We start from the raw sequence: 19,249 nt of genomic DNA, 5'->3' as shown, positions 1-19,249 counted from the left end.
TGGGGTTCCGCGCGATCTGTGTGGGTTTTGGCGGGGCCCGCGCGGGGGCCGCCGACTTCCCGGCGTCCCCGGCCGTAGGGGTTTACGGGGTGACGTCGGCGCTGTCGATCGCCACGTTCCAGCCGGAGCCGGCGGCGTTCTTGGTGCCGGTGACCCGGATGCGCAGTGTGTGCTGTGCACCCGCCAGCGCCGGGCTGGTCCACACCACGCCCGACGCGTTGCGGCTCGCGGCGTAGTTGTCGACCAGGACCTCGGCGCCGCCGTCCACCGACAGGGCCATGATCTGCTGGTCGACGTCGCGCACCGCGTGCAGCGCCACGCGCGTGCCGGTGAACGTGAACGTCGCCGTGGCGCCCGCGGTGAAGCTCCAGTTGGCCGTGCCGCCGTACATGTCGGGGACGCCGGTCGTCAGGCCCCAGTTGGCGCCGTAGGCGAATCCGGGTCCCGTGCCGTCGACCGTCTGGACGGCCGCGCGGGTGACGTCGGCCCGGTCGAGGGCGATGTTCGTGCCGCTGCTGGACGGGTTGCGCTGACCGGTGTTGACGATCGTGAGCGTGTGCGCACCGTTCGGCAGCACCGGGCTGGTCCACACCACGCCGGACGCGTTGCGGGCCGGCGCGTAGTTGTCCACTGTGGTCGGTGTGCCGCCGTCGACGGCGACCGTCATGCGGCCCTGGTCGACGTCGCGGACGGCGCGCAGCGCGACCTGCGTGCCGGTGAACCGGAAGGTGGCGGTCGCGCCGCTCACGAAGCTCCAGTTCGCGGTGCCCGCGTACATGTCGGGCACGCCGGTGGTCAGGCCCCAGTTCGCGCCGTAGGTGAAGTCGGGGCTGTTCGCGTCGATGACCAGCGGGCCGCCCTGCTCGCCGGCGTCGAGCGGGGCGCCGAGCGTGACCGTGTAGGCGTCGGTGCCGGACTGGACGGTGACCGGCACGTTGAGCGCGCCGTTCGTCACCGGCAGGTCGGCGCTGGACACGACGATCGGGCCGGGCAGCGGCGACTGGTTCGGGATGCGCTGCACGGTCACCCGGACCCGGCCGTTGCTGACGAAGTCGGTCACGCCGGTGAACGCGACGGTCGTGGTGCCCGTCTGCCCGTTCTGGTTGCCGAGCAGCGCGACCGCCCGGCCGGCCGCCGGGTCGATCGTCGCGGCGACGGCCATGCCGTTGCCGTTCGTGGTCGAAACGACGTTGCCGGTCATCTGCGCGTACGCGCGGTACACCCACCACTGGCCGGTCGGCTGTCCGTTCCACAGCACCGAGTCCAGCGTGCCGGCGACGCAGCAGTCCGACCAGATCGCGTGGGCGGCGGCCGAGACGTCGGAGACCGCCAGCCGGTCGAGGAACCAGGCGAGGTACCCCGGGTGCTGCTGCTGCGAGAAGAGATACTCGTCGATGGTGAGCGGCAGCTGCGCGACCCCGCGGGCGGTCAGGATGGCCTTCGCGTCGGCCGCGTCGGCCGCCGGGTCGATGCCGAAGTGCCAGTTCAGCACGTTCGGCAGGATGCCGTCGGCCTTCGTGCGCGCGACCCAGGCGTCGAGCCAGCCGTGGTTGTAGCCGGAGTACGACGGCCCGACGATCACCGCCTGCGGGTCGAGCCGGCGGATCTCGGTCACCGCCGTGTTCCACATCTGGTAGTACTGCGCGCTGTTGACCCCGCGCGGCCAGAATCCGGTGCCGTCGGGTTCGTTCCAGATGTCGTACCGCGCGGGAACGCCCGAAGCCTTCACGTCCGTGACGAGCCGGGTGATGAACGAGCGCCAGTTCGTGCAGTCGCCGTTGTCGCACGGGTAGACGGTGTTCGCCGGCTGCTCGGTGTCGGCGCCCCAGACGTCGGAGACGAGCAGGTGGTAGGTGGCGTTGTAGGGCGCGGCCGTCACCCGGCGGGCCTGGGCGACCGCCGAGTTCAGCCGCACCTGGTAGCCGCTGCCGGCGGCGTAGCCGTCGCCGATCCAGCCGTGGCCGGCGATGCGGGCCCCGCCGCCGCGGAACAGCGTGGGGCGCAGCGGCTGGAGCAGGCTGTCGGCGGGGCCGGCGCCGTCCTGGGACAGCCCGTACAGAAAGCCGGCGCCGGCCCTCGTCGGGACCTTGCCCCGCTGTGCGAGGTTGACCGTCACCGTGGTGTCGGCGGCGGATGCGGGGGTGGGGGCCAGCGCGACGAGGGCGCCGGCGGCGAGCAGTGCGGCCATGAGCAGGCGGCCTGGCGGGGCTGCGCGATGCATCATTCCTCCGGTTCTGCGATCGGGAGTAGGGCGTCGTCCCGCAGGAACAGCGGGACCTTGTCCAGCGGCGCGTCGACGGTGACGCGGGTGCCGCCTTCGTACGTGGTGCCGGAATCGGTGTGGGTCCAGGCCGCGCCTTCCGGCAGGTAGACCGTCCGGGATCGGGCGCCCTGGTGGAGTACCGGAGCGACCAGCAGGTCGCGGCCGAACAGGAACTCGTCGTCGGCGTCCCAGGCGGCCGGGTCGCCGGGGAACTCCAGCAGCAGTGGGCGCATGAGCGGCAGACCGCTCGTCTCGCTCGTTTCGAGCTGCTCGTGCAGGTACGGGCGGAGGCGTTCGCGCAGCCGCATGACCGCGGTGATCGCCGCGTAGGCGTCGGGGCCGAACGACCAGACCTCGTTCGGGCCGCCGGCCACGCCGACGCCGGCCCGTCCGGTGCGCGGCTCGCGGTGGCCGTGCAGCCGGAACAGCGGGCAGAACGCGCCGAACTGGAACCAGCGCACGACCAGCTCGCGGAACGCCGGGTCGTCGGGGTCGCCGCCGTGGAAGCCGCCGATGTCGGTCGTCCACCAGGGCAGGCCGCTCAGCGCGACGTTGAGCCCGGCCCGCACCGAGCCGGCCAGCGCGTCGAAGGTGGCCGGGATGTCGCCGGACCACAGCGCCGCGCCGTACCGCTGCGAGCCCGCCCACGCCGAGCGCACCAGCGACAGCACCTCGGTCTCGCCCTGTGCGCGAAGATGCTCGAAGACGCCGCGGGCGTGCTCGCGGGGGTACAGGTTGGCGACCTCGCTGCCCGGTCCGGCCGCATAGCTGAGGTTGTGCGGATGGCCGGGGCGCATCTCCGGCTCGCACGCGTCGAGCCAGAACGCGCGGATGCCCGCACGGTAGTAGTTGTCGTGCAGGCGCTCCCACAGGAAGTCGCGCGCTCTTGCGTCGGTGGCGTCGTAGAACGCGACGCCGACGGCAGCGTCGTCGCCGGGCAGGTCCGGCCACTCGGCGTGAGCCGGCGCGCCGGCCTCGGTCGCGACGAGCATCCCGGCGTCGCGCATGTGCGCGTGGTTGGGCGAGAGCGGGCTGACCGACGGCCAGACCGACACCGCCAGTTCGACGCCGTTCTCCCGCAGGGTCTTGGCCATCGCGCGCGGGTCCGGCCAGTCGTCGGGGTTCCAGTCCCAGTCGCCGAGGTGGCGCCAGTGCAGGTAGTCGACGACGATGACGGACAGCGGCAGGCCGCGCCGGGCGTGCTCGGCGGCGACGGCGAGCAGCTCCTCCTGGTTGCGGTAGCGCAGCTTGCTCTGCCAGAAGCCGGAGGCCCAGCTCGGCAGGCGCGGCGCAGGGCCGGTCGCCTGGGCGTAGTGGCGCAGGACGTCGCCCGGGCCGTCGCCCGTGGTGAGCCAGTAGTCGAGCTGGCGCGCACGGTCGGCGACCCAGCGGGTGCCGTTGACCGCGAACTCGACCCGGCCGACGGCGGGGCTGTTCCACAGCAGGCCGTAGCCGCGGCTGGAGACCGCGAACGGGATGGTCACCTCGCCGTTGCGCTGCTGGAGCTCCAGCACCATGCCCTTCTGGTCGAAGCGGCCGTGCCCGTGCTGGCCGAGGCCGTGGATCCGCTCGCCGTCGTGGGCGGCGAAGCGCTGCTCGATCCGGTACGTCCCGTCGCCGAAGGCCTGGAAGTGGCGCGGACCGGGCCACCAGAAGTGGGCCGGTTCCTCACGCAGCAGCTCCTCGCCCGTGTCGGTGCGGGTGGCTCTGAGCAGGCCGTCGTCGACGGTCACCGTCAGACGGCCGTTGACCAGCGTGGTGTGCTCCACGACCGCGTCCACAGCCGTGGGTGGTAGCAGCGCGCCGGGCAGGTCGTCGCGGATGGCGTGCCGGCCGGCGCGGACCCGGACGCTGTCCTCGCCCCAGGGTTCGACGACGAGGATCTGGTGGCCCTGCCGGTGGACGAGTCGGTTGGTCAACTGTGCTCCTAGTCCTTGACGCTGCCGGAGGTGATGCCGGCGGCGACGTAGCGCTGCGCGACGACGAGCAGCACGGCGACGGGCACCGACGCGATGACCCCGGTGGCCATCACGCTGTTCCAGTCGCTCATGTGCGCGCCGATGAACCGGTAGATGCCGACGGTGATCGGGGCGAACTCGTCGCGGGTCGTGAGCGTGACCGCGAACAGGAAGTCGGCCCAGGTGAACAGGAACGAGAAGAGGCTCGCCGTGATGACCGCGTTGCGGCTCACCGGCAGGATGACGGCGACGAGCGTGCGCAGGTGCGACGCGCCGTCGAGCGCCGCCGCCTCACGGATCTCCGCCGGTACCGTGCGCATGAACGCGTGCAGGATGAGCACCGCGAACGGCACGCACAGCGTGGAGTCGGCGAGGATCAGCCCGAGCGGCGAGTTGAGCAGGTACAGCCGGTTGGCGGCCACGTAGAACGCGTTCGCCATCACGATGCCCGGGATCATCTGGGCGACGAGCAGGGCGAACAGCAGCGTCCGCCGGCCCGGCGCGTCGAGCTGGGCGAGGCCGTAGGCGGCGGGCACGGCGATGAGCAGGGTGACCGCCACCGTGCCGAGCGCGATGTACAGGCTGGTCAACAGGTGCCCGCCCTGGCTCGACAGGGCGTTGCGGTAGCCGTCGAGGGTGCCGTGGATCGGCAGCCAGGTCGGCGTGGCGCGGACCAGCTCGGTCGAGGGCAGCAGCGAGGCGTTCAGCATCCAGTACAGCGGGAAGAGCATGATCGCGATCAGTGTCACGCCGGCGACGGTTCTTCTCATCCGGACCGCCGCTCGGTGCGCAGATAGAACGCGGCGAACACGACCGCGACGACGATCAGGACGTTGCCCACCGCCGCGCCGTGCCCGAACGCGAGCTGCTGAAACGACAGGTCGTACGCGTACGTGGTGAGCGTTTGCGACGAGTCGGCCGGCCCGCCCTGCGTGAGCACCATGATCACGTCGAAGACCTTCAGCGTGTAGATCAGGCCGAGCGTGAGCACCACGGCGGTGACCGGGCGCAGGAGCGGCAGCGTGATCCGGCGGAACCGCTGCCAGGCGCCGGCGCCGTCCAGCTCGGCGGCCTCGTAGAGGTGGCCGGGGATGGACTGCAGCCCGCCGTACAGGATCACCGTGTTGAACGGGATCCCGACCCAGATGTTCACCAGCGTGACCGCGATCAGCGACCACTCGGTGCTGGCCAGCCAGGGCACGGGCTGGTCGACGAGGTGCAGCTGGAGCAGGGTCTGGTTGAGCACCCCGGAGTCGGTCTCCAGGATCCAGCGCCAGGCGGTGCCGGAGACGACCAGCGGCAGCAGCCACGGGACGAGCAGCAGCGCCCGCAGTACACCATTGAGCGGGAACTTCTTCTGGAAGAACACCGCGAGCGCGAGGCCGCTGCCGAACTGGAACAGCAGCGAGCCGGCGGTGAACAGCAGCGTGTTGGCGACGGTGCCGGCGAACGCCGGGCTGTGGAACACCTCGCGGTAGTTCCGCAGCCCGACGAACGGCGCGACCCCGGTGTAGAACGACGAGACCGTGTAGTCGAGGAACCCCATCCGCACGTTCGTGACGAGCGGATAGGCGTAGAACGCGACCACGTAGACCCACACCGGCAGGACGAAGATCAGACGCTTCATTTCGCGGCGGCCTGGGCTGCCTTCAGCGCCTCTTCGGGGGACTTGCCGCCGGCCAGGCAGGCCTGGATGGCGTTGAACAGGGCCTCGCTCACCTTCGGATACGCGGTGCCGAGCTCGGCCGTGCGCGCCTGCGCCGTGGCGACCTCCTCGACGAACGCCTTGAGCTGCGGGTTCGTCGTCGCGAGCTGCTGGGCGGCGGCCTGGTTGCTCGGGATGTAGCCGGCGTTCGTCGACCACTCCAGGCTCTTCTCCTGGCTGAGCAGGCACTTGAGCACGGCGAGGGCCTTCTTCTCGCGCTCCGGGTTGCTCTTGCCGACCGTCCACACCTCACCGCCGAGCGGCGTCACCGGCTTGGCGCTCGCGTTCGGAATCGGGATCGGGACGATGCCGAACTTGAGGTCGGTCTTCTTGTTGAGCGTCGGCAGCTGCCACGGGCCGTTGACCATCATCGCCGCGTTGCCGGCCATGAACTGGTCGTTGACGTCGGCCTGGGTCCACGTGACGACCGACTTGGACGCGGCCTTGGCGTCGACCAGGTCCTTCCACAGGGTCAGCGCCTTGATCGCCTCGGGCGAGTCGAGCTGCTTGAGGCTGGCGCCGGCGGTCCAGAAGAACGGCTCGAACTGGAAGCTGCCCTCCTCGGTGCCGACCGCCGAGAACGCGATGCCGTACTTGGTGCCCTGGGTGAGCCGCTTGGCCGCGGCCGTCAGCTCGTCCCAGGTCTTCGGCGGGTTGAGGCCGGCCTGCTGGAAGAGGGTTTCGTTGTAGTACAGCGCGAGGCCGTTGACGCCGGGCGCGATGCCGTAGGTCTGGCCCTGGTACTGCCCGGCGTTGACGATCGACGGGTACAGGCCCTCGGTGCTCAGGCCGGTCAGCGGGACCAGGCCGCCGGTGGCGGCCAGCTGCGGCAGGTCGGGGTTGTCGATGAGGGCGAGATCCGGTACCGCCTTGGCCGACGCCTGCTGGAGCAGCTTGGGCATGAACTGGGCGCGGGGGACCTGCTGGTGCTGGACCTTGACCCCGGCCTCGGCGCCGCAGGCGTCGAGGAGCTTGGGCAGCTGGGTGTTCTGCGGTGCGGCCTCGTAGTAGTCGATCTCGGTGAGGGTGTCGGAGTCTCCGGTACCGCCGCCACCGCCCGCCCCGTCACCGCAGGCGGAGAGGGCGAGGGCGGCGGCAGTGAGGGCGGCGGCGAGCGCGCGACGTTTCACGTGAACCATGTCAATGCCTTTCGAACTGATTCGACAATCGGCGGACTGCGCGGGTGGTTTTGGGTGGGGTGCGGAGGTCGGGATCCAGACCGCGCGGCTCGGGGGTGTGGGCGGCGCGGGCCGAGGGTGGGACGGGTTGTGCGCGGCTCCGGCTGGGTGCCGTGGGCCGGTTGAGGTGCGGCGGGCTGGTTGAGGTGCGGGCGGTTCGAGCGCGCGGGCGGTCGGTGGAACCGGGCTGGGGGTTCCGGCGGCGGACAATGGCGGCGGCGTGCTTGCTCCGGGATCTTGGAGTTGTGGTCCCGGATTTGTCGGAAATAGCGCTATAAAGACATGACCACGATTCCAAGGTCGGCGACGCGGCCTGGTGCGGCGTGGGGTGTGCGGTGCGTGGGCCGGAGTGCGGACGGCTCGGGATCGGGCCGTCAGATGTGCGGTGGTTCGGACAAGGGCGGGGTCAGCGGACCTTGAGGACCGGGGCGAGCATGGTGACCGAGGGCTGGGCCTCGCCGTTGATCAGGCCGGCCAGCCGCTGGACCGAGATCCGGGCCAGCTCCTCGACCGGCAGCGCGACCGACGTGATCGGCCGGGACAGCCGGTCCACGGCGTCGTCGGGGCAGATCGCGATGACGGTCAGGTCGCCGCGGCCCATGCCGGTGAGGCGGTCTACGACGAGGGGCAGGGCCCACTCGTTGTACACGATGAGGCCCGTGATCGACGGGTCGCGATCCAGCAGGTCGGTGAGCGCGCCGACCACGCCACCGGCCGAGGGCTCGCAGGCCGCCCAGGTCGCCTGTGCGCCCTGCTCGGCCAGGGCATTGAGGGCGCCGTCGCGGGCGTGGGCGGCGTACGCGACGCCGCGCTGGTAGGTGTCGGCCGGCTGGCCGAGGAAGCCTACGTGCGTGTGGCCCTGCTCGAGCAGGTGCTCGGCGCAGATCCGGCCGCACGCGGCGAAGTCGAAGTCGACATACGGTAGCCCGTGCGGGTTGTCGGGGGTGCCGACCAGCACCGCCGGACACTTCAGCGACCGGAGCAGCTTGGCCCGCGGGTCCTTCTGCTGCACCTCCATGAGCATCACGCCGTCGACGAGTGCCGTGCCGACCGCGTCGCGGATCGCCGTGGTGCCGTCGTCGTCGGTGAGCATGAGCAGCTTCAGCCCCGCGTCCTGGGCCGCGGTCAGGGCCGCCCACACGTACGGCATCTGCACCTGGTTGTGCGGGCCGTGCACGAGCGGCAGCGCCATCGCGATCACGCCGGTGCGCCGGGTGCGGATCGACCGGGCCCCGGCGTGCGGGCGGAACTGCAGCTCCTCGATGCTCCGCTCGACCTTGGCGATGGTCTCGGCGGAGATCGAGCGGTTGCCGCTCAGCACGTACGACACCGTGCTGCGCGAGACGCCCGCGTGCTTGGCCACGTCGGCGATCGTCACCGCCACTTCGGTCACCGCCTTTCGAACTGATTCGACAAGCGGGACCGTAGCACCGCTATGCGCCTGTCACAACCCCATGGTGACGACGGTGCCGGTCAGCCGGGCCTCCTCGGCCGCCCAGACCACGCGGTGGCCGGCCAGGCTGGTGGCCGGGTCGGACCGCAGCCGGGTCGCGTCGCCGGTGGCCACCGCCGCCATGAACGCCTCCACCAGCGCGTCGTCGCCGTCGGCGTGGCCCGCCGCGGCCGAACCGGCGACGTCGATCGCCTCCTCGGCGCCGGTGCGGAAGTCGACGACCCGCAGGCGGTTGCCGTCGCCCTCCAGGTAGCCGTGGGTGCCGAACAGCCGGGTCTTGCGGTGCTCGGCCGGGGCGAACGCTGTCATGGTGAACGCGATCGTCGCGCCGTCGGCCAGCTCCAGCGACACCACCTGGTGGTCGACGACGTCGTTGTCGCAGGCGTAGACGCAGCGGCCGTACGGGCCGGTGCGCAGCGCCGCGCGGATCGCGTCGTCGCTCGGGTCGCCGCTCACCACGGTCACCGGCCACGACGTGCGGTCGCGCCCGAGGTACAACCTGGGAGCCGAATAGGGACAGCTCGGCTCGATCCCGCAGTCGAGGCAGCGGTCGGCGGCGCCGGCCGGGCGCTGGTCGGCCCGGAAGTGCGCGAGGCCGCCGAACGAGCTCACCCGGCGCACCGGCTGCCCGCTGACGTAGAGCAGCCAGTCGATGTCGTGACACGCCTTCGCGAGCAGCATCGGCGACGACTCGGCCGTCGAGCGCCAGTTGCCGCGCACGAACGAGTGCGCCTGGTGCCACCAGCCGACCGGCTCCAGGTGCTGGATGCTCACCAGCCGGCCCAGACGGCCGTCGTCGAGCACCGCTTTCACGGCGTCGGTGTAGGGGGTGTACCGCAGCACGTGGCACACCGCCGCCAGTACACCGGAAGCCTCGATCGCCGCCACGATCCGGCTCGCGTCGGCGTCGGTCGGCGCGATCGGCTTCTCCAGCAGCAGGTGGTAGCCCCGCTCGGCGAGCAGGACCGCCGGCTCGACGTGCAGGTGGTCCTGGGTCGCGACGACGGCGGCGTCGGCGACCCGGTCGACGTCGCGCAGCCGGGTGAAATCGTCGAAGGCCAGTTCGGGGGCGATGCCGAACTCGCGGACGAACGACTCCCGGCGCGCGGGGTCGGGCTCCGCGACCGCGACCACGTCGGCCGCGCCGGACCGGGCGGCGTGCCTTGCGTAGCCGAGGCCGCGCTGGCCCGCGCCGACGACGATCAGCCGCGGCCTCACGAGCGCACCACCACGACGTCCGTGCCGGCACGCTGGATGTTCAGCACTTCGGCCGGATTCGCGCTGTCGTCGGTGACCAGCAGGACCTTGGCGTCGTTGAGCCCGCAGATGCGGGCCAGGCATTTGCGGCCCACCTTCGAGCCGTCGGCGACCACCATGACCTTGTCCGCCCGGTGGATCATCGCCGCATCGGTGTGCGCCTCGATCTCGTCGTGTGTGGTGAGGCCGCCCTGCGCGCTGATGCCGTCGACGCCGACGACGGCGATCTCCATGTTGAGCCCGGCGAGGGCCTGCTCGGCGATCGGGCCGACCAGCTCGTACGACTGGGTTCGCGACACCCCGCCGGTCATGATCAGCTTCAGCCGTGGGCGAAGCGCGAGCTCCGCGGCGATGTTCAGTGCGTTGGTCACCACGGTGAGGTCGACCCGCTCGGCGAGGAGTCTGGCCAGCATGTGGGTGGTGGTGCCGCCACTCAGGCCGAGGGTCAGCGGGCCGTACGGCAGCAACTCGGCCGCGCGCTTGGCGATGAGCGCCTTCTCCTCGCGGCGGTGACCGACGCGGTACCGCACCGGAAGCTCGTATGCTACGTCGACCGCCGTGGCCCCGCCGTGCGTGCGGGCGAGCAGCTTCTGGTCTTCCAGCATCTGCAGGTCGCGGCGGATGGTCGCCGGGGAGACCTGGAACTCCTCGGCGAGCGCGCCGGCGTCGACCGAGCCCTCCCTCGAGACGCGCTCCAGGATGACCGACACGCGGTCGGCCCGGCGGAGAGAACTCTGCGGCATGGACTCCTCAATCCCCGTGGGTGTTCAAACGAGCAGTCAGAATAGTTCGTTTGAGCGCGAAAACGCCAGCGAGCTTGCGGACTCGCGCTCGACGTCTCGACAATCCGAGCATGACTGTGATCACGTTCCTCGGCGCGGGCAGCGTGGTGTTCACCCGTGAGCTGCTCGCCGACCTGCTCTCCTTCGACGAGCTGCGGGGCGTGACGCTCGCCCTGCACGACATCGACCCGGAACGGCTGGAGACCGCCGAGGCGATCGCCCGGCGCACGGCCGAGCAGCTCGGCGCGGCCCCGAAGATCACCGCGAGCCTCGACCGGCGGGCCGCCCTCGACGGCGCCACCTACGTCATCAACGCCATCCAGGTCGGCATGCACGCCGCGACGGTCCGCGACTTCGAGATCCCGGCGCGGTACGGGCTGCGCCAGACGATCGGCGACACCATCGGCGTGGGCGGGATCTTCCGCGCGCTGCGGACGTTCCCCGTGCTGGCCGGGATCGCCGCCGACATGCGGGCGGTCTGCCCCGACGCGTGGCTGCTCAACTACACCAACCCGATGGCGATGAACATCGCGTACCTCGCGGCGGTCGCGCCCGACCTCAACGCAGTCGGCCTGTGCCACTCCGTGTTCTGGACCGTGCACGACCTGTGCGAGCTGCTCGGCGTGCCGCTCGACGAGGTCGACTACCGCGCGGCCGGGGTCAACCACCAGGCCTGGCTGCTGCGCTGGGAGCACAACGGCGAGAGCCTCTACCCGCGCCTCGACGCGGCCATCGAGGCCGATCCGCAGCTGCGCCGCCGGGTGCGGATGGACATGTACCGCCGGCTCGGCTACTTCCCGACCGAGACCAGCGAGCACTCGTCGGAGTACGTGCCGTGGTACCTCCACCACGACAGCGAGATCGAGCGGCTGCGCATCCCCGTGGGCGACTACGTGCGGATCAGCGAGGGCAACCTGGCCGAGTACGCGGCCACCCGGGCCGCGGTGCTCGCCGGGGAGCCGCTCGACCTGCACCGCGACGCCACGGAGTACGCGCCGCAGGTCATCCACAGCATGGAGACCGGCACGCTGCGCCGCATCCACGCCAACGTGGCCAACCGCGGCCTGATCACCAACCTGCCGGCCGGCTTCGCGGTCGAGGTGCCGTGCGTGGTCGACCGCCTGGGCGTGCGGCCGGAGGCGGTCGGCGACCTGCCGCCGCAGTGCGCGGCCGTGAACCGCGGCTTCGTGAGCGTCGGCGAGCTCACGGTGCGCGCGGCGCTCGACGGCGACCCGCGGCTGGTCCGGCAGGCGGCGATGGTCGACCCGAACACCGCGGCCACGCTCACCGTCGAGCAGATCTGGGACCTGTGCGACGAGCTGACCGCCGCGCACGGTTCGTTGCTGCCGGAGGCGCTGCGGGCGTAAGCGCGCAACACAGAATGTTCACTTGAGCGTCGCGGGTTGTGAAACGAACACGAACGAGCATAACGTCCGTTCATGAACGACACTGCACGCGAAATCGCCAGCCAGCCCGAGGTGTGGCAGCGAGGCGTCGCGATGGCCGACGAGGCCCGCGCGGCCCTCGGCGCCGCCGGCGAGCGGACGCTCGTGCTGGGCTGCGGCACCTCCTGGTTCATGGCGCAGAGCCTGGCCGAGCTGCGTGAGGCGGCCGGGCTCGGCGAGACCGACGCCGTCTGCGCCTCGGAGTACGTGCCGCGCCGCCGCTACGACCGGGTCATCGCGATCACCCGCTCCGGCACATCGACCGAGGTGCTCGACGCGCTGCGGAAGCTGCCGGCCGGCACGCACCGGGTGGCGGTGACCGCGGTGACCGGCGAGCCGGTGGACGACCTCGCCGACACGCGGGTGCTGCTCGACTTCGCCGACGAGCGCAGCGTCGTGCAGACCCGCTTCCCGACGACGCTGCTGGCGATGTTCCGGGCCGCGCTCGCTTCGGAGCTCGGCCAGGACCTCGGCCATCTCGTCGCCGACGGCCGGGCCGCGCTGGACGCGCCGCTGCCGGCCGACCCGGCCGCGATCGACCACCTGGTGTTCCTGGGTACCGGGTGGACCGTCGGGCTCGCGCACGAGGCGGCGCTGAAGGTGCGTGAGGCGGCGCAGGCCTGGTCGGAGTCGTACCCGGCGATGGACTACCGGCACGGTCCGGTCGCGGTCGCCGGTGCGCGGAGCCTGGTCTGGTCGTTCGGGGCGACGCCCGAGTCGCTCGACGACACCGTCCGGGGAGCGGGGGCCCTGCCGTACCGGGACAGCCTCGACCCGCTCGCCCAGCTCGTCCTCGCCCAGCGCTTCGCCACCGCCCTGGCCGCGCACCGCGGGCTCGACCCCGACACTCCCCGCCTCCTCACCCGCTCCGTAGTCCTCGCCTGACGTCCAGTTCCCCCAGCTGACAAAGAGGTGTAGCGATGCATCGACGGATCCTTGCCGGTGTTGCCGGCCTGACCCTGTTGCTCGGCGCGTGCAGCGGCGGCGGCAGCAACGACGACGGAAAGGACGCGGCCGCGGGCTACGACCCGTCCGCCAAGGTGGAGATCACCTGGTGGACGGGTCAGACCGAGGACGCCGAGAAGGTCGCCGAGGAGCTCGCCGCCGAGTACACGAAGGCCCATCCCAACGTCACGATCAAGACCTCGACCGGCGCCTCCACCACCGACGACCTGCTCACCAAGCTTTCCGCCGGGTTCACCGGCGGCAGCTACCCCGACATCTCCTACGCCTACGGCAGCTGGGCCGGCGAGCTCGCCACCAGCGGCAAGACCCAGAACCTGGCGACGTACGTCTCGGACCCGTCGTTCGGCTGGAACGAGATCCCGGAGGCGGCCCGGGCCACGGCCACCTACGACGGCAAGGTGATCGGCGTCCCGGCGCTGGTCGACAACCTCGCGCTCATCTACAACAAGTCGCTGTTCGACGCGGCCGGCGTGGCGTACCCGACCGACCAGTGGTCGTGGGACGACTTCCGCGCGGCGGCCAAGAAGCTGACGAACCCGGCGCAGAACATCTACGGCACCGCGTACTCGGTGTCCGGCAGCGAGGACACCACCTGGCACCTCTGGCCGCTGCTGTGGCAGAAGGGCGGCAAGATCCTCGACGGCAAGAAGCCGGCCTTCAACTCCGACGCGGGCGTCGAGGCGCTGGAGCTGCTGCGGGCGATGGCGGTCGACGACAAGTCGATGTACCTCGACCAGACCGACGAGAAGTACCTCCCGCTGTTCAACGACGGCCACGTCGGCATGGTCATGTCCGGCCCGTGGGCGCTGCTGGAGCTGCAGGAGGCCGGCCTCGAGTACGGCGTGACCCAGCTGCCCGGCTTCAACGGCGACCACCAGACTGTCTCCGGCCCCGACCTGTGGGTGCTGTTCGACCACAAGGACGCCAACCGGGCCGGCGCCTCGCGCGACTTCATCAAGTGGCTGACGAGCAAGGAGACCGACGCGAAGTGGAACCTCGCGATCGGCAACCTCCCGCTGCGCAGCACCGAGCAGGGCACGCCCGAGTTCGCCGCCTACGTCAAGGAGTACCCGGGCGGCCAGAAGTTCTTCGACAACCTGGCCAACGCGCGGCAGGCCCGCCCGACCGTGGCCGGCTACGAGGAGATGTCCCGCAACGTCGGTGACGCCATCGCGAAGGTCCTGCAGGGTGCCGCGAAGCCGAAGGAGGCGCTGGACGAGGCGGCCAAGAAGTCGGCCGGCGTGCTGGAGGACTCGTGACCCTGACGTTCGCGGTCCCCGCCGGCGCCGGGCTGACCGGGCGCCGGCGGGGGCCGGGGCTCCGCGGGACCCTGACCGGGTGGGCGTTCGCCGGGCCGGCCACGCTCATCGTGGTCGGGCTGTCGCTGTTCCCCGCGGTGTGGGCGTTCTTCATCTCGCGCACGAAATGGAACGGCATCGCCGAGCCCGAGAACATCGGCTGGCGCAACTATGAGCGACTCGCACAGGATCCCGACCTCATAGCGGCGGCGCAGCACACACTGCTGCTCACCGCACTGTTCGTTCCGTCGTCGATCGCGGCCGGCATGGTCATCGCGATCGCCCTGAACCAGAAGATCCGGCTCATCGGCTTCTACCGGACGTGCATCTTCGTGCCCTACGTGGCGTCCGCGGCGTCCACCGGGATCCTCGCCGGCTACGTGTTCAACCCGCAGTTCGGCGGCGTGAACGAGGTGCTGCGCCGGGTCGGCCTGCCGCCCCAGCAGTTCCTGGAGGACCCGGCCCAGGCCATGATCGTGGTCTGTGTCATCGCCCTGTGGGGTGAGGTGGGATTCACGTCGGTCGTGTACCTCGCGGCGCTGCAGGACGTGCCGCGCGAGCTGATCGAGGCGGCCACGGTCGACGGCGCGAGCCGCTGGCGGATCTTCCGCAGCGTGACGCTGCCCCAGCTGCGACCGGTCACCCTGTTCACCGCGGTCTGGCAGACCATCACGGCCCTGCAGCTGTTCGACCTGATCTACACGACGACCCGCGGCGGGCCGATGAACAGCACCCAGACGATCGTCTACTACGTCTACGAGCTCGCCTTCCAGACCCGGCGGCTGGGCTACGGCGCGGCGGTGGCGTACCTGCTGTTCGCCGTGACCCTGCTGCTCACCGCGCTGGTCATCTGGCGCTCCCGCCGCAGCGGAGAGGAGGCGTTCTGATGCGCCGCCGGTTCCTGCCGTTCAGCCCGTGGCACCTGCTGCTCATGCCGCTGGCGCTGCTCTTCGTGCTGCCGCTCGTGCAGATGGTGCTCACGTCGTTCATGACCGCGCGCGAGATCAATCGTTTCCCGCCGAAGTTCATCCCGAGCGGTCTGCACCTCGACGGCTACCGCGCGCTGTTCACCGAGTCGCACATCCTGCTGTGGTTCGGCAACACGGTCCTGGTCTCGGCGATCTCGGTCGCGTCCCACCTGATCCTGTGCTCGGCGGCCGGTTACGGCTTCGCCCGCCTGCGCTTCGCCGGCCGGGGCGTGGCGTTCGTGGCCGTGCTGGCGACGGTGATGATCCCGATCCAGCTGCTCATGATTCCCACGTACCTCATGTTCGCCCGGCTGGGCATCGTCGACACGCTGGCCGCGGCGTTCGTACCGTGGCTCGCCTCCGCGTTCGGCATCTTCCTGATGCGCCAGTTCTTCCTGTCGCTCCCTGGCGAACTGGAGGAGGCGGCCCGCATCGACGGCGCGAGCGTCTGGCGCACGTTCGTGAGCATCGTGCTCCCGCTGGCCCGCCCGGCGTTGGCCACCCTGGCCGTCTTCACGCTGCTGTCCAGCTGGAACGACCTGCTGTGGCCCCTGGTGGCGATCAGCGACGACCGCCGGTTCACGCTGCAGGTGGGCCTGGCGACGTTCCAGGGCATGCGGCGCACCGAGTGGTCCCAGTTGATGGCCGGCAACGTGGTCGCGACGGTACCGCTGATCGTCGCGTTCCTGGTCGCCCAGAAACGCTTCATCGCGACGATGACGTTCAGCGGACTGAAAGGATGATCTCCTCGACAGTGGCTTGGGCGGCCGTACCCCCGGCCGCCCGAGTGCTCAACGACCCGGCCGCCGCCGCCCAGGCGACGGCGGTCGGAAGGTCGGTCCCACCCGCGGCGATCTGGGCGGCGGCTTCTGCGGCCCCCACGCCCGCGGGGCCGCGGAGGCGGGCGGCCAGGAAGCCCGCGTTGAAGCTGTCCCCCGCGCCGGTCGTGTCGACCACGTCGACCGGAAGCCCGGGCGCCGCGCACTCGCCGCCCGGCCACCAGGCGCGGCCACCGCGGGCGCCGTCCTTGAGCACCACCGTCGTGCCGCCGGCCACCAGCCGCGCCGCCGCCCGCTCGACCGTGTCGCCACCGGACACCAGCCGCTCTGCGGCCTGCCCGACCGTGTCGCCGCTCGCCTCCAGCCGCGCCGCCGCCCGCTCGGCCGTGTCGTCGCCGGCCCCCGCGAGCGGCTCCAGGCCCGGCAGGAGACCGCCCGCGACCGCGAGCAGTTCGGCGGTGTTCGGCAGGAAGACGTCCGTGTGGGCGAGCACCGGCACCACCCGGTCCCAGCGCCCGTCGGGGTCCCAGTTCGTATCCAGCGACGTCGTACGCCCCCGCGCCCGCGCCCGCGCGAACACACCGCCCAGCCCCGCCAGCAGCTCCGGCTGCAGGAACACCGACGCCGCGTGCACGTGCCGCGCAGAGGCGAGCAGTTCGTCGGTCACGTCGTCCGGCCGCAGCGCGGGGATCGTGCCGGGCAGCGTCAGGATCGACCGGTCGTCCGGCGCGGACAGGATCACGCTCAGCCCCGTCGGCGTGTCGGTCGGCGCGGGCTGGAGCACCTCGACGCCCCGCTCGGCCAGCCGTTCGCGCACGAACGCGCCGAAGATGTCGGGCCCGGTGACGGTGAGCAGCGCGGTACGCAACCCGAGCCGCGCACACCCCGCCGCCGTGATCGCGGCCGAACCGCCGAGCACCAGGTCGGCGGCCGACAGCAGCTGCTCCTCCTGCCCGAACCGCGGCCGTACGTCGCCCCGCAGCACCAGATCCGGGTTGGCGTCACCGACCACCAGCACGTCGAACCGCACGACTCGCCTCCACCACATCACTTTTGATGCATCAGATCTGATGCATCACATCCAATGCAGCCAAACCGATGCATCGGCGCTGATGCATCACTGTCGATGCAGCCCAGCCGATACAGCGAGCCCGATGCATCAGTTCCGATGCATCAGGCTTGATACATCAAGGCTGATGCAGCAGCAGTGCTCGTTTGGACAGTATAAGCAGTCGCTTTGCATTCGTAAGAGCGCGATTCGCGCAGAAACGAGCATCCGGCAGTGATCGTCACCGTGACACTGAATCCCGCGCTCGACCTCACGTACACCGTCGACGCGCTCGTTCCGCAGGCCACCAACCGGGTGCGGACGGTCGCCGAGCGTCCCGGTGGCAAGGGGCTCAACGTCGCGAGCGTGCTGCACGCGCTCGGCGAGCCGGTGCTGGCGACGGGCCTGCTCGGCGGGCCGACCGGCGCGCACATCGAGGCGCTCGTTCGCTTCCCCGCCGCGTTCGTGCCGATCGCCGGCGACAGCCGCCGCACGGTGACGATCGTCGACGCCACCGACGCGACCGGGCTGTGGGAGCCCGGGCCCACGGTCACCGGGGCGGAGTGGGCCGCGTTCCTCGACCACTTCGCGACGCTCCTGCCGGCGGCGGACGCGGTGGTACTGAGCGGGTCGCTGCCACAGGGTGTCCCGCACGACGCGTACGCCGTCCTGGTGCGCGCGGCCCGCGCGCGGGGTGTGCCGACGGTGCTCGACACCAGCGGCGAGCCGCTACGCCACGGTGTCGGGGCCGCGCCGGACATCGTGAAGCCGAACGAACACGAACTTGCCGCACTCGGGCAGCACCCGACCGACGCCATCGCCGCCGGAGTGCGCGCCGTTGTCGTTTCGCTCGGCCGCCGCGGCCTGCACGCGCACACCGCCGACGGTGTCTGGCGAGTGCCGCCGCCCGCCGTCGTCATCGGCAACCCCACCGGCGCCGGGGACGCCTGCGTAGCCGCCCTCGCCCGCGGCCTCCGCGCCGGCGTCGGCCCAGGTGTCGGCAGAGGGGGAGGCAACGACCCCGACAACGCCGGCGTCGCCGTAGGCGACGGAAGGGAAGGCAGCAACAACGCCGGCGTCGCCGCGGGCGACGCAAGCGAAGGCAGCAACGACCCCGACAACGCCGCGATCGCAAGCCTCGGTAACGGCCACGGTGGGACCACCTGGGCCGCCGTCCTTGCCGATGCCGCCGCGCTCGCCGCGGCCGCTGTCGTTGCGCCGGTGGCGGGCGAGATCGACCTCACGCAGTACCAAACCTTCCGCAGAACCATGCAAGGAGTGCAAGCAGATGTTCAGCCCCACCGGTGAGATCGTCGCCGACGCGCAGCGCCGGGGTGTCGGCGTCGGTGCCTTCAACGTCATCACCGTCGAGCATGCCGAGGCCATCGTGAGCGGCGCCGAGGCCGCCGGGTGCGCGGTCATCCTCCAGATCAGCGAGAACGCCGTGCGGTTCCACGACGGGCGCCTCGCGCCGATCGCCGCCGCCGCCCGCTGCGTCGCCGAACTGGCGTCGATCAGGGTGGGGCTGCACCTCGACCACGTCGAGAGCGACGAGCTGTTCGACCAGGCGGCGGCCAACGGGTTCGGCTCGGCGATGTACGACGCGTCGAAGCTCGGCTATGCCGCCAACGTCGCCGCGACCGCCGCGGCGGTGCAGCGCGGGCACGCGCAGGGGCTCTGGGTCGAGAGCGAGCTGGGCGAGGTCGGCGGCAAGGACGGCGCGCACGCGCCGGGGGTGCGGACCGACCCCGGCGAGGCGGCGGCGTACGTCGCCGCGACCGGCGTCGACGCACTCGCCGTCGCCGTCGGCTCCTCGCACGCGATGACGACCCGCGACGCGCGGCTTGACCATTCGCTCATCGCCGAACTGCGCGACGCGACGCCGGTGCCGCTCGTGCTGCACGGCTCGTCCGGGGTGAGCGACGACGAACTGCGCACGGCGGTCACCAAAGGGATCGTGAAGATCAATATCGGCACGGCGCTGAACATCGCGTTCACCAGTGCGGTCCGGCGGGAGCTCGCGACGCAGACCTCGGTCGATCCGCGCAAGTACCTGCGCCCGGCGCGCGACGAGATGGCCGCCACGGTGACGCGGGCACTGCGTGTGGTGACCCTCCTTTAGACCACCTTTACGTTCCACTTAGATCTC

General features: G+C 71.3%; 16 protein-coding genes. 7 read left to right on the top strand and 9 right to left on the bottom strand.

The features are described from left to right. Window positions 1-82: 82 nt before the first annotated feature. From ABZS66_RS38945 to ABZS66_RS38910, 8 genes are all read right to left on the bottom strand, one after another. The gene (locus tag ABZS66_RS38945; protein ID WP_354766808.1) at window positions 83-2,224 is read right to left on the bottom strand and encodes a hypothetical protein; all 2,142 of its coding nucleotides are present in this window, start codon (window positions 2,222-2,224) and stop codon (window positions 83-85) included. After that, window positions 2,221-4,182 (bottom strand): TIM-barrel domain-containing protein, encoded by a 1,962-nt coding sequence (locus tag ABZS66_RS38940; protein ID WP_354766806.1) that lies wholly within the window; start codon window positions 4,180-4,182, stop codon window positions 2,221-2,223. Before ABZS66_RS38940 ends, ABZS66_RS38945 begins: the two co-directional genes overlap by 4 nt. 8 nt (window positions 4,183-4,190) lie before the next feature. Next, on the bottom strand, window positions 4,191-4,970 hold the full coding sequence (locus ABZS66_RS38935; protein ID WP_354766804.1) for a carbohydrate ABC transporter permease: 780 nt from the start codon (window positions 4,968-4,970) through the stop codon (window positions 4,191-4,193). 17 nt (window positions 4,971-4,987) lie between these two features. Further along, window positions 4,988-5,848: a sugar ABC transporter permease gene (locus ABZS66_RS38930; RefSeq protein ID WP_354766802.1), complete on the bottom strand. Its 861-nt coding sequence runs from the start codon at window positions 5,846-5,848 to the stop codon at window positions 4,988-4,990. Further along, entirely contained in the window at window positions 5,845-7,056 is a 1,212-nt protein-coding gene (locus ABZS66_RS38925; RefSeq protein ID WP_354766800.1) for an extracellular solute-binding protein, read from the bottom strand. Before ABZS66_RS38925 ends, ABZS66_RS38930 begins: the two co-directional genes overlap by 4 nt. Window positions 7,057-7,510: 454 nt before the next feature. Further along, window positions 7,511-8,497 (bottom strand): LacI family DNA-binding transcriptional regulator, encoded by a 987-nt coding sequence (locus tag ABZS66_RS38920; RefSeq protein WP_354766798.1) that lies wholly within the window; start codon window positions 8,495-8,497, stop codon window positions 7,511-7,513. A gap of 51 nt (window positions 8,498-8,548) precedes the next feature. Continuing rightward, complete coding sequence (locus ABZS66_RS38915) at window positions 8,549-9,775, bottom strand: Gfo/Idh/MocA family oxidoreductase (protein WP_354766796.1); 1,227 nt, start codon at window positions 9,773-9,775, stop codon at window positions 8,549-8,551. Then, on the bottom strand, window positions 9,772-10,557 hold the full coding sequence (locus ABZS66_RS38910; protein WP_354766794.1) for a DeoR/GlpR family DNA-binding transcription regulator: 786 nt from the start codon (window positions 10,555-10,557) through the stop codon (window positions 9,772-9,774). The genes ABZS66_RS38915 and ABZS66_RS38910 overlap by 4 nt, the downstream gene beginning before the upstream one ends. 110 nt (window positions 10,558-10,667) lie before the next feature. On the opposite strand from ABZS66_RS38910, the gene ABZS66_RS38905 reads away from it, so the two are divergent. From ABZS66_RS38905 to ABZS66_RS38885, 5 genes are all read left to right on the top strand, one after another. Next, window positions 10,668-11,963, top strand: coding sequence for an alpha-glucosidase/alpha-galactosidase (locus ABZS66_RS38905; RefSeq protein WP_354766792.1), 1,296 nt, complete (start codon window positions 10,668-10,670; stop codon window positions 11,961-11,963). A 72-nt stretch (window positions 11,964-12,035) separates the two neighbouring features. Then, window positions 12,036-12,926: a sugar isomerase gene (locus ABZS66_RS38900; protein ID WP_354766790.1), complete on the top strand. Its 891-nt coding sequence runs from the start codon at window positions 12,036-12,038 to the stop codon at window positions 12,924-12,926. 35 nt (window positions 12,927-12,961) lie between these two features. Then, window positions 12,962-14,266, top strand: a complete 1,305-nt coding sequence (locus ABZS66_RS38895; RefSeq protein ID WP_354766788.1) for an ABC transporter substrate-binding protein — start codon at window positions 12,962-12,964, stop codon at window positions 14,264-14,266. Next, window positions 14,263-15,192 (top strand): sugar ABC transporter permease, encoded by a 930-nt coding sequence (locus ABZS66_RS38890; protein ID WP_354766786.1) that lies wholly within the window; start codon window positions 14,263-14,265, stop codon window positions 15,190-15,192. The genes ABZS66_RS38895 and ABZS66_RS38890 overlap by 4 nt, the downstream gene beginning before the upstream one ends. After that, window positions 15,192-16,016 (top strand): carbohydrate ABC transporter permease, encoded by an 825-nt coding sequence (locus tag ABZS66_RS38885; protein ID WP_354766784.1) that lies wholly within the window; start codon window positions 15,192-15,194, stop codon window positions 16,014-16,016. Before ABZS66_RS38890 ends, ABZS66_RS38885 begins: the two co-directional genes overlap by 1 nt. Here the strand turns inward: ABZS66_RS38885 and ABZS66_RS38880 are convergent. Next, entirely contained in the window at window positions 15,997-17,082 is a 1,086-nt protein-coding gene (locus ABZS66_RS38880; protein ID WP_354766783.1) for a PfkB family carbohydrate kinase, read from the bottom strand. The two genes, ABZS66_RS38885 and ABZS66_RS38880, sit on opposite strands and share 20 nt — an antisense overlap. A 252-nt stretch (window positions 17,083-17,334) precedes the next feature. On the opposite strand from ABZS66_RS38880, the gene ABZS66_RS38875 reads away from it, so the two are divergent. Further along, on the top strand, window positions 17,335-18,408 hold the full coding sequence (locus ABZS66_RS38875) for a 1-phosphofructokinase family hexose kinase (RefSeq protein WP_354766781.1): 1,074 nt from the start codon (window positions 17,335-17,337) through the stop codon (window positions 18,406-18,408). Next, entirely contained in the window at window positions 18,389-19,222 is an 834-nt protein-coding gene (locus ABZS66_RS38870; protein ID WP_354766779.1) for a class II fructose-bisphosphate aldolase, read from the top strand. The genes ABZS66_RS38875 and ABZS66_RS38870 overlap by 20 nt, the downstream gene beginning before the upstream one ends. The last annotated feature ends 27 nt before the right edge of the window (window positions 19,223-19,249 follow it).

It is taken from the genome of Dactylosporangium sp. NPDC005572, from assembly GCF_040605515.1.
GTDB lineage: Bacteria > Actinomycetota > Actinomycetes > Mycobacteriales > Micromonosporaceae > Dactylosporangium.
Note: the sequence above shows the minus strand (reverse complement) of the source record. Positions and strands in the feature narration are given on the sequence as shown.

Excerpts from the sequence above, each read along its gene's own strand:
- ABZS66_RS38945 (WP_354766808.1), bottom strand. The coding sequence starts at position 2,224 with ATGATGCATCGCGCAGCCCCGCCAGGCCGCCTGCTCATGGCCGCACTG.
- ABZS66_RS38930 (WP_354766802.1), bottom strand. The coding sequence starts at position 5,848 with ATGAAGCGTCTGATCTTCGTCCTGCCGGTGTGGGTCTACGTGGTCGCG.
- ABZS66_RS38910 (WP_354766794.1), bottom strand. The coding sequence starts at position 10,557 with ATGCCGCAGAGTTCTCTCCGCCGGGCCGACCGCGTGTCGGTCATCCTG.
- ABZS66_RS38905 (WP_354766792.1), top strand. The coding sequence starts at position 10,668 with ATGACTGTGATCACGTTCCTCGGCGCGGGCAGCGTGGTGTTCACCCGT.
- ABZS66_RS38900 (WP_354766790.1), top strand. The coding sequence starts at position 12,036 with ATGAACGACACTGCACGCGAAATCGCCAGCCAGCCCGAGGTGTGGCAG.
- ABZS66_RS38895 (WP_354766788.1), top strand. The coding sequence starts at position 12,962 with ATGCATCGACGGATCCTTGCCGGTGTTGCCGGCCTGACCCTGTTGCTC.
- ABZS66_RS38885 (WP_354766784.1), top strand. The coding sequence starts at position 15,192 with ATGCGCCGCCGGTTCCTGCCGTTCAGCCCGTGGCACCTGCTGCTCATG.
- ABZS66_RS38870 (WP_354766779.1), top strand. The coding sequence starts at position 18,389 with ATGTTCAGCCCCACCGGTGAGATCGTCGCCGACGCGCAGCGCCGGGGT.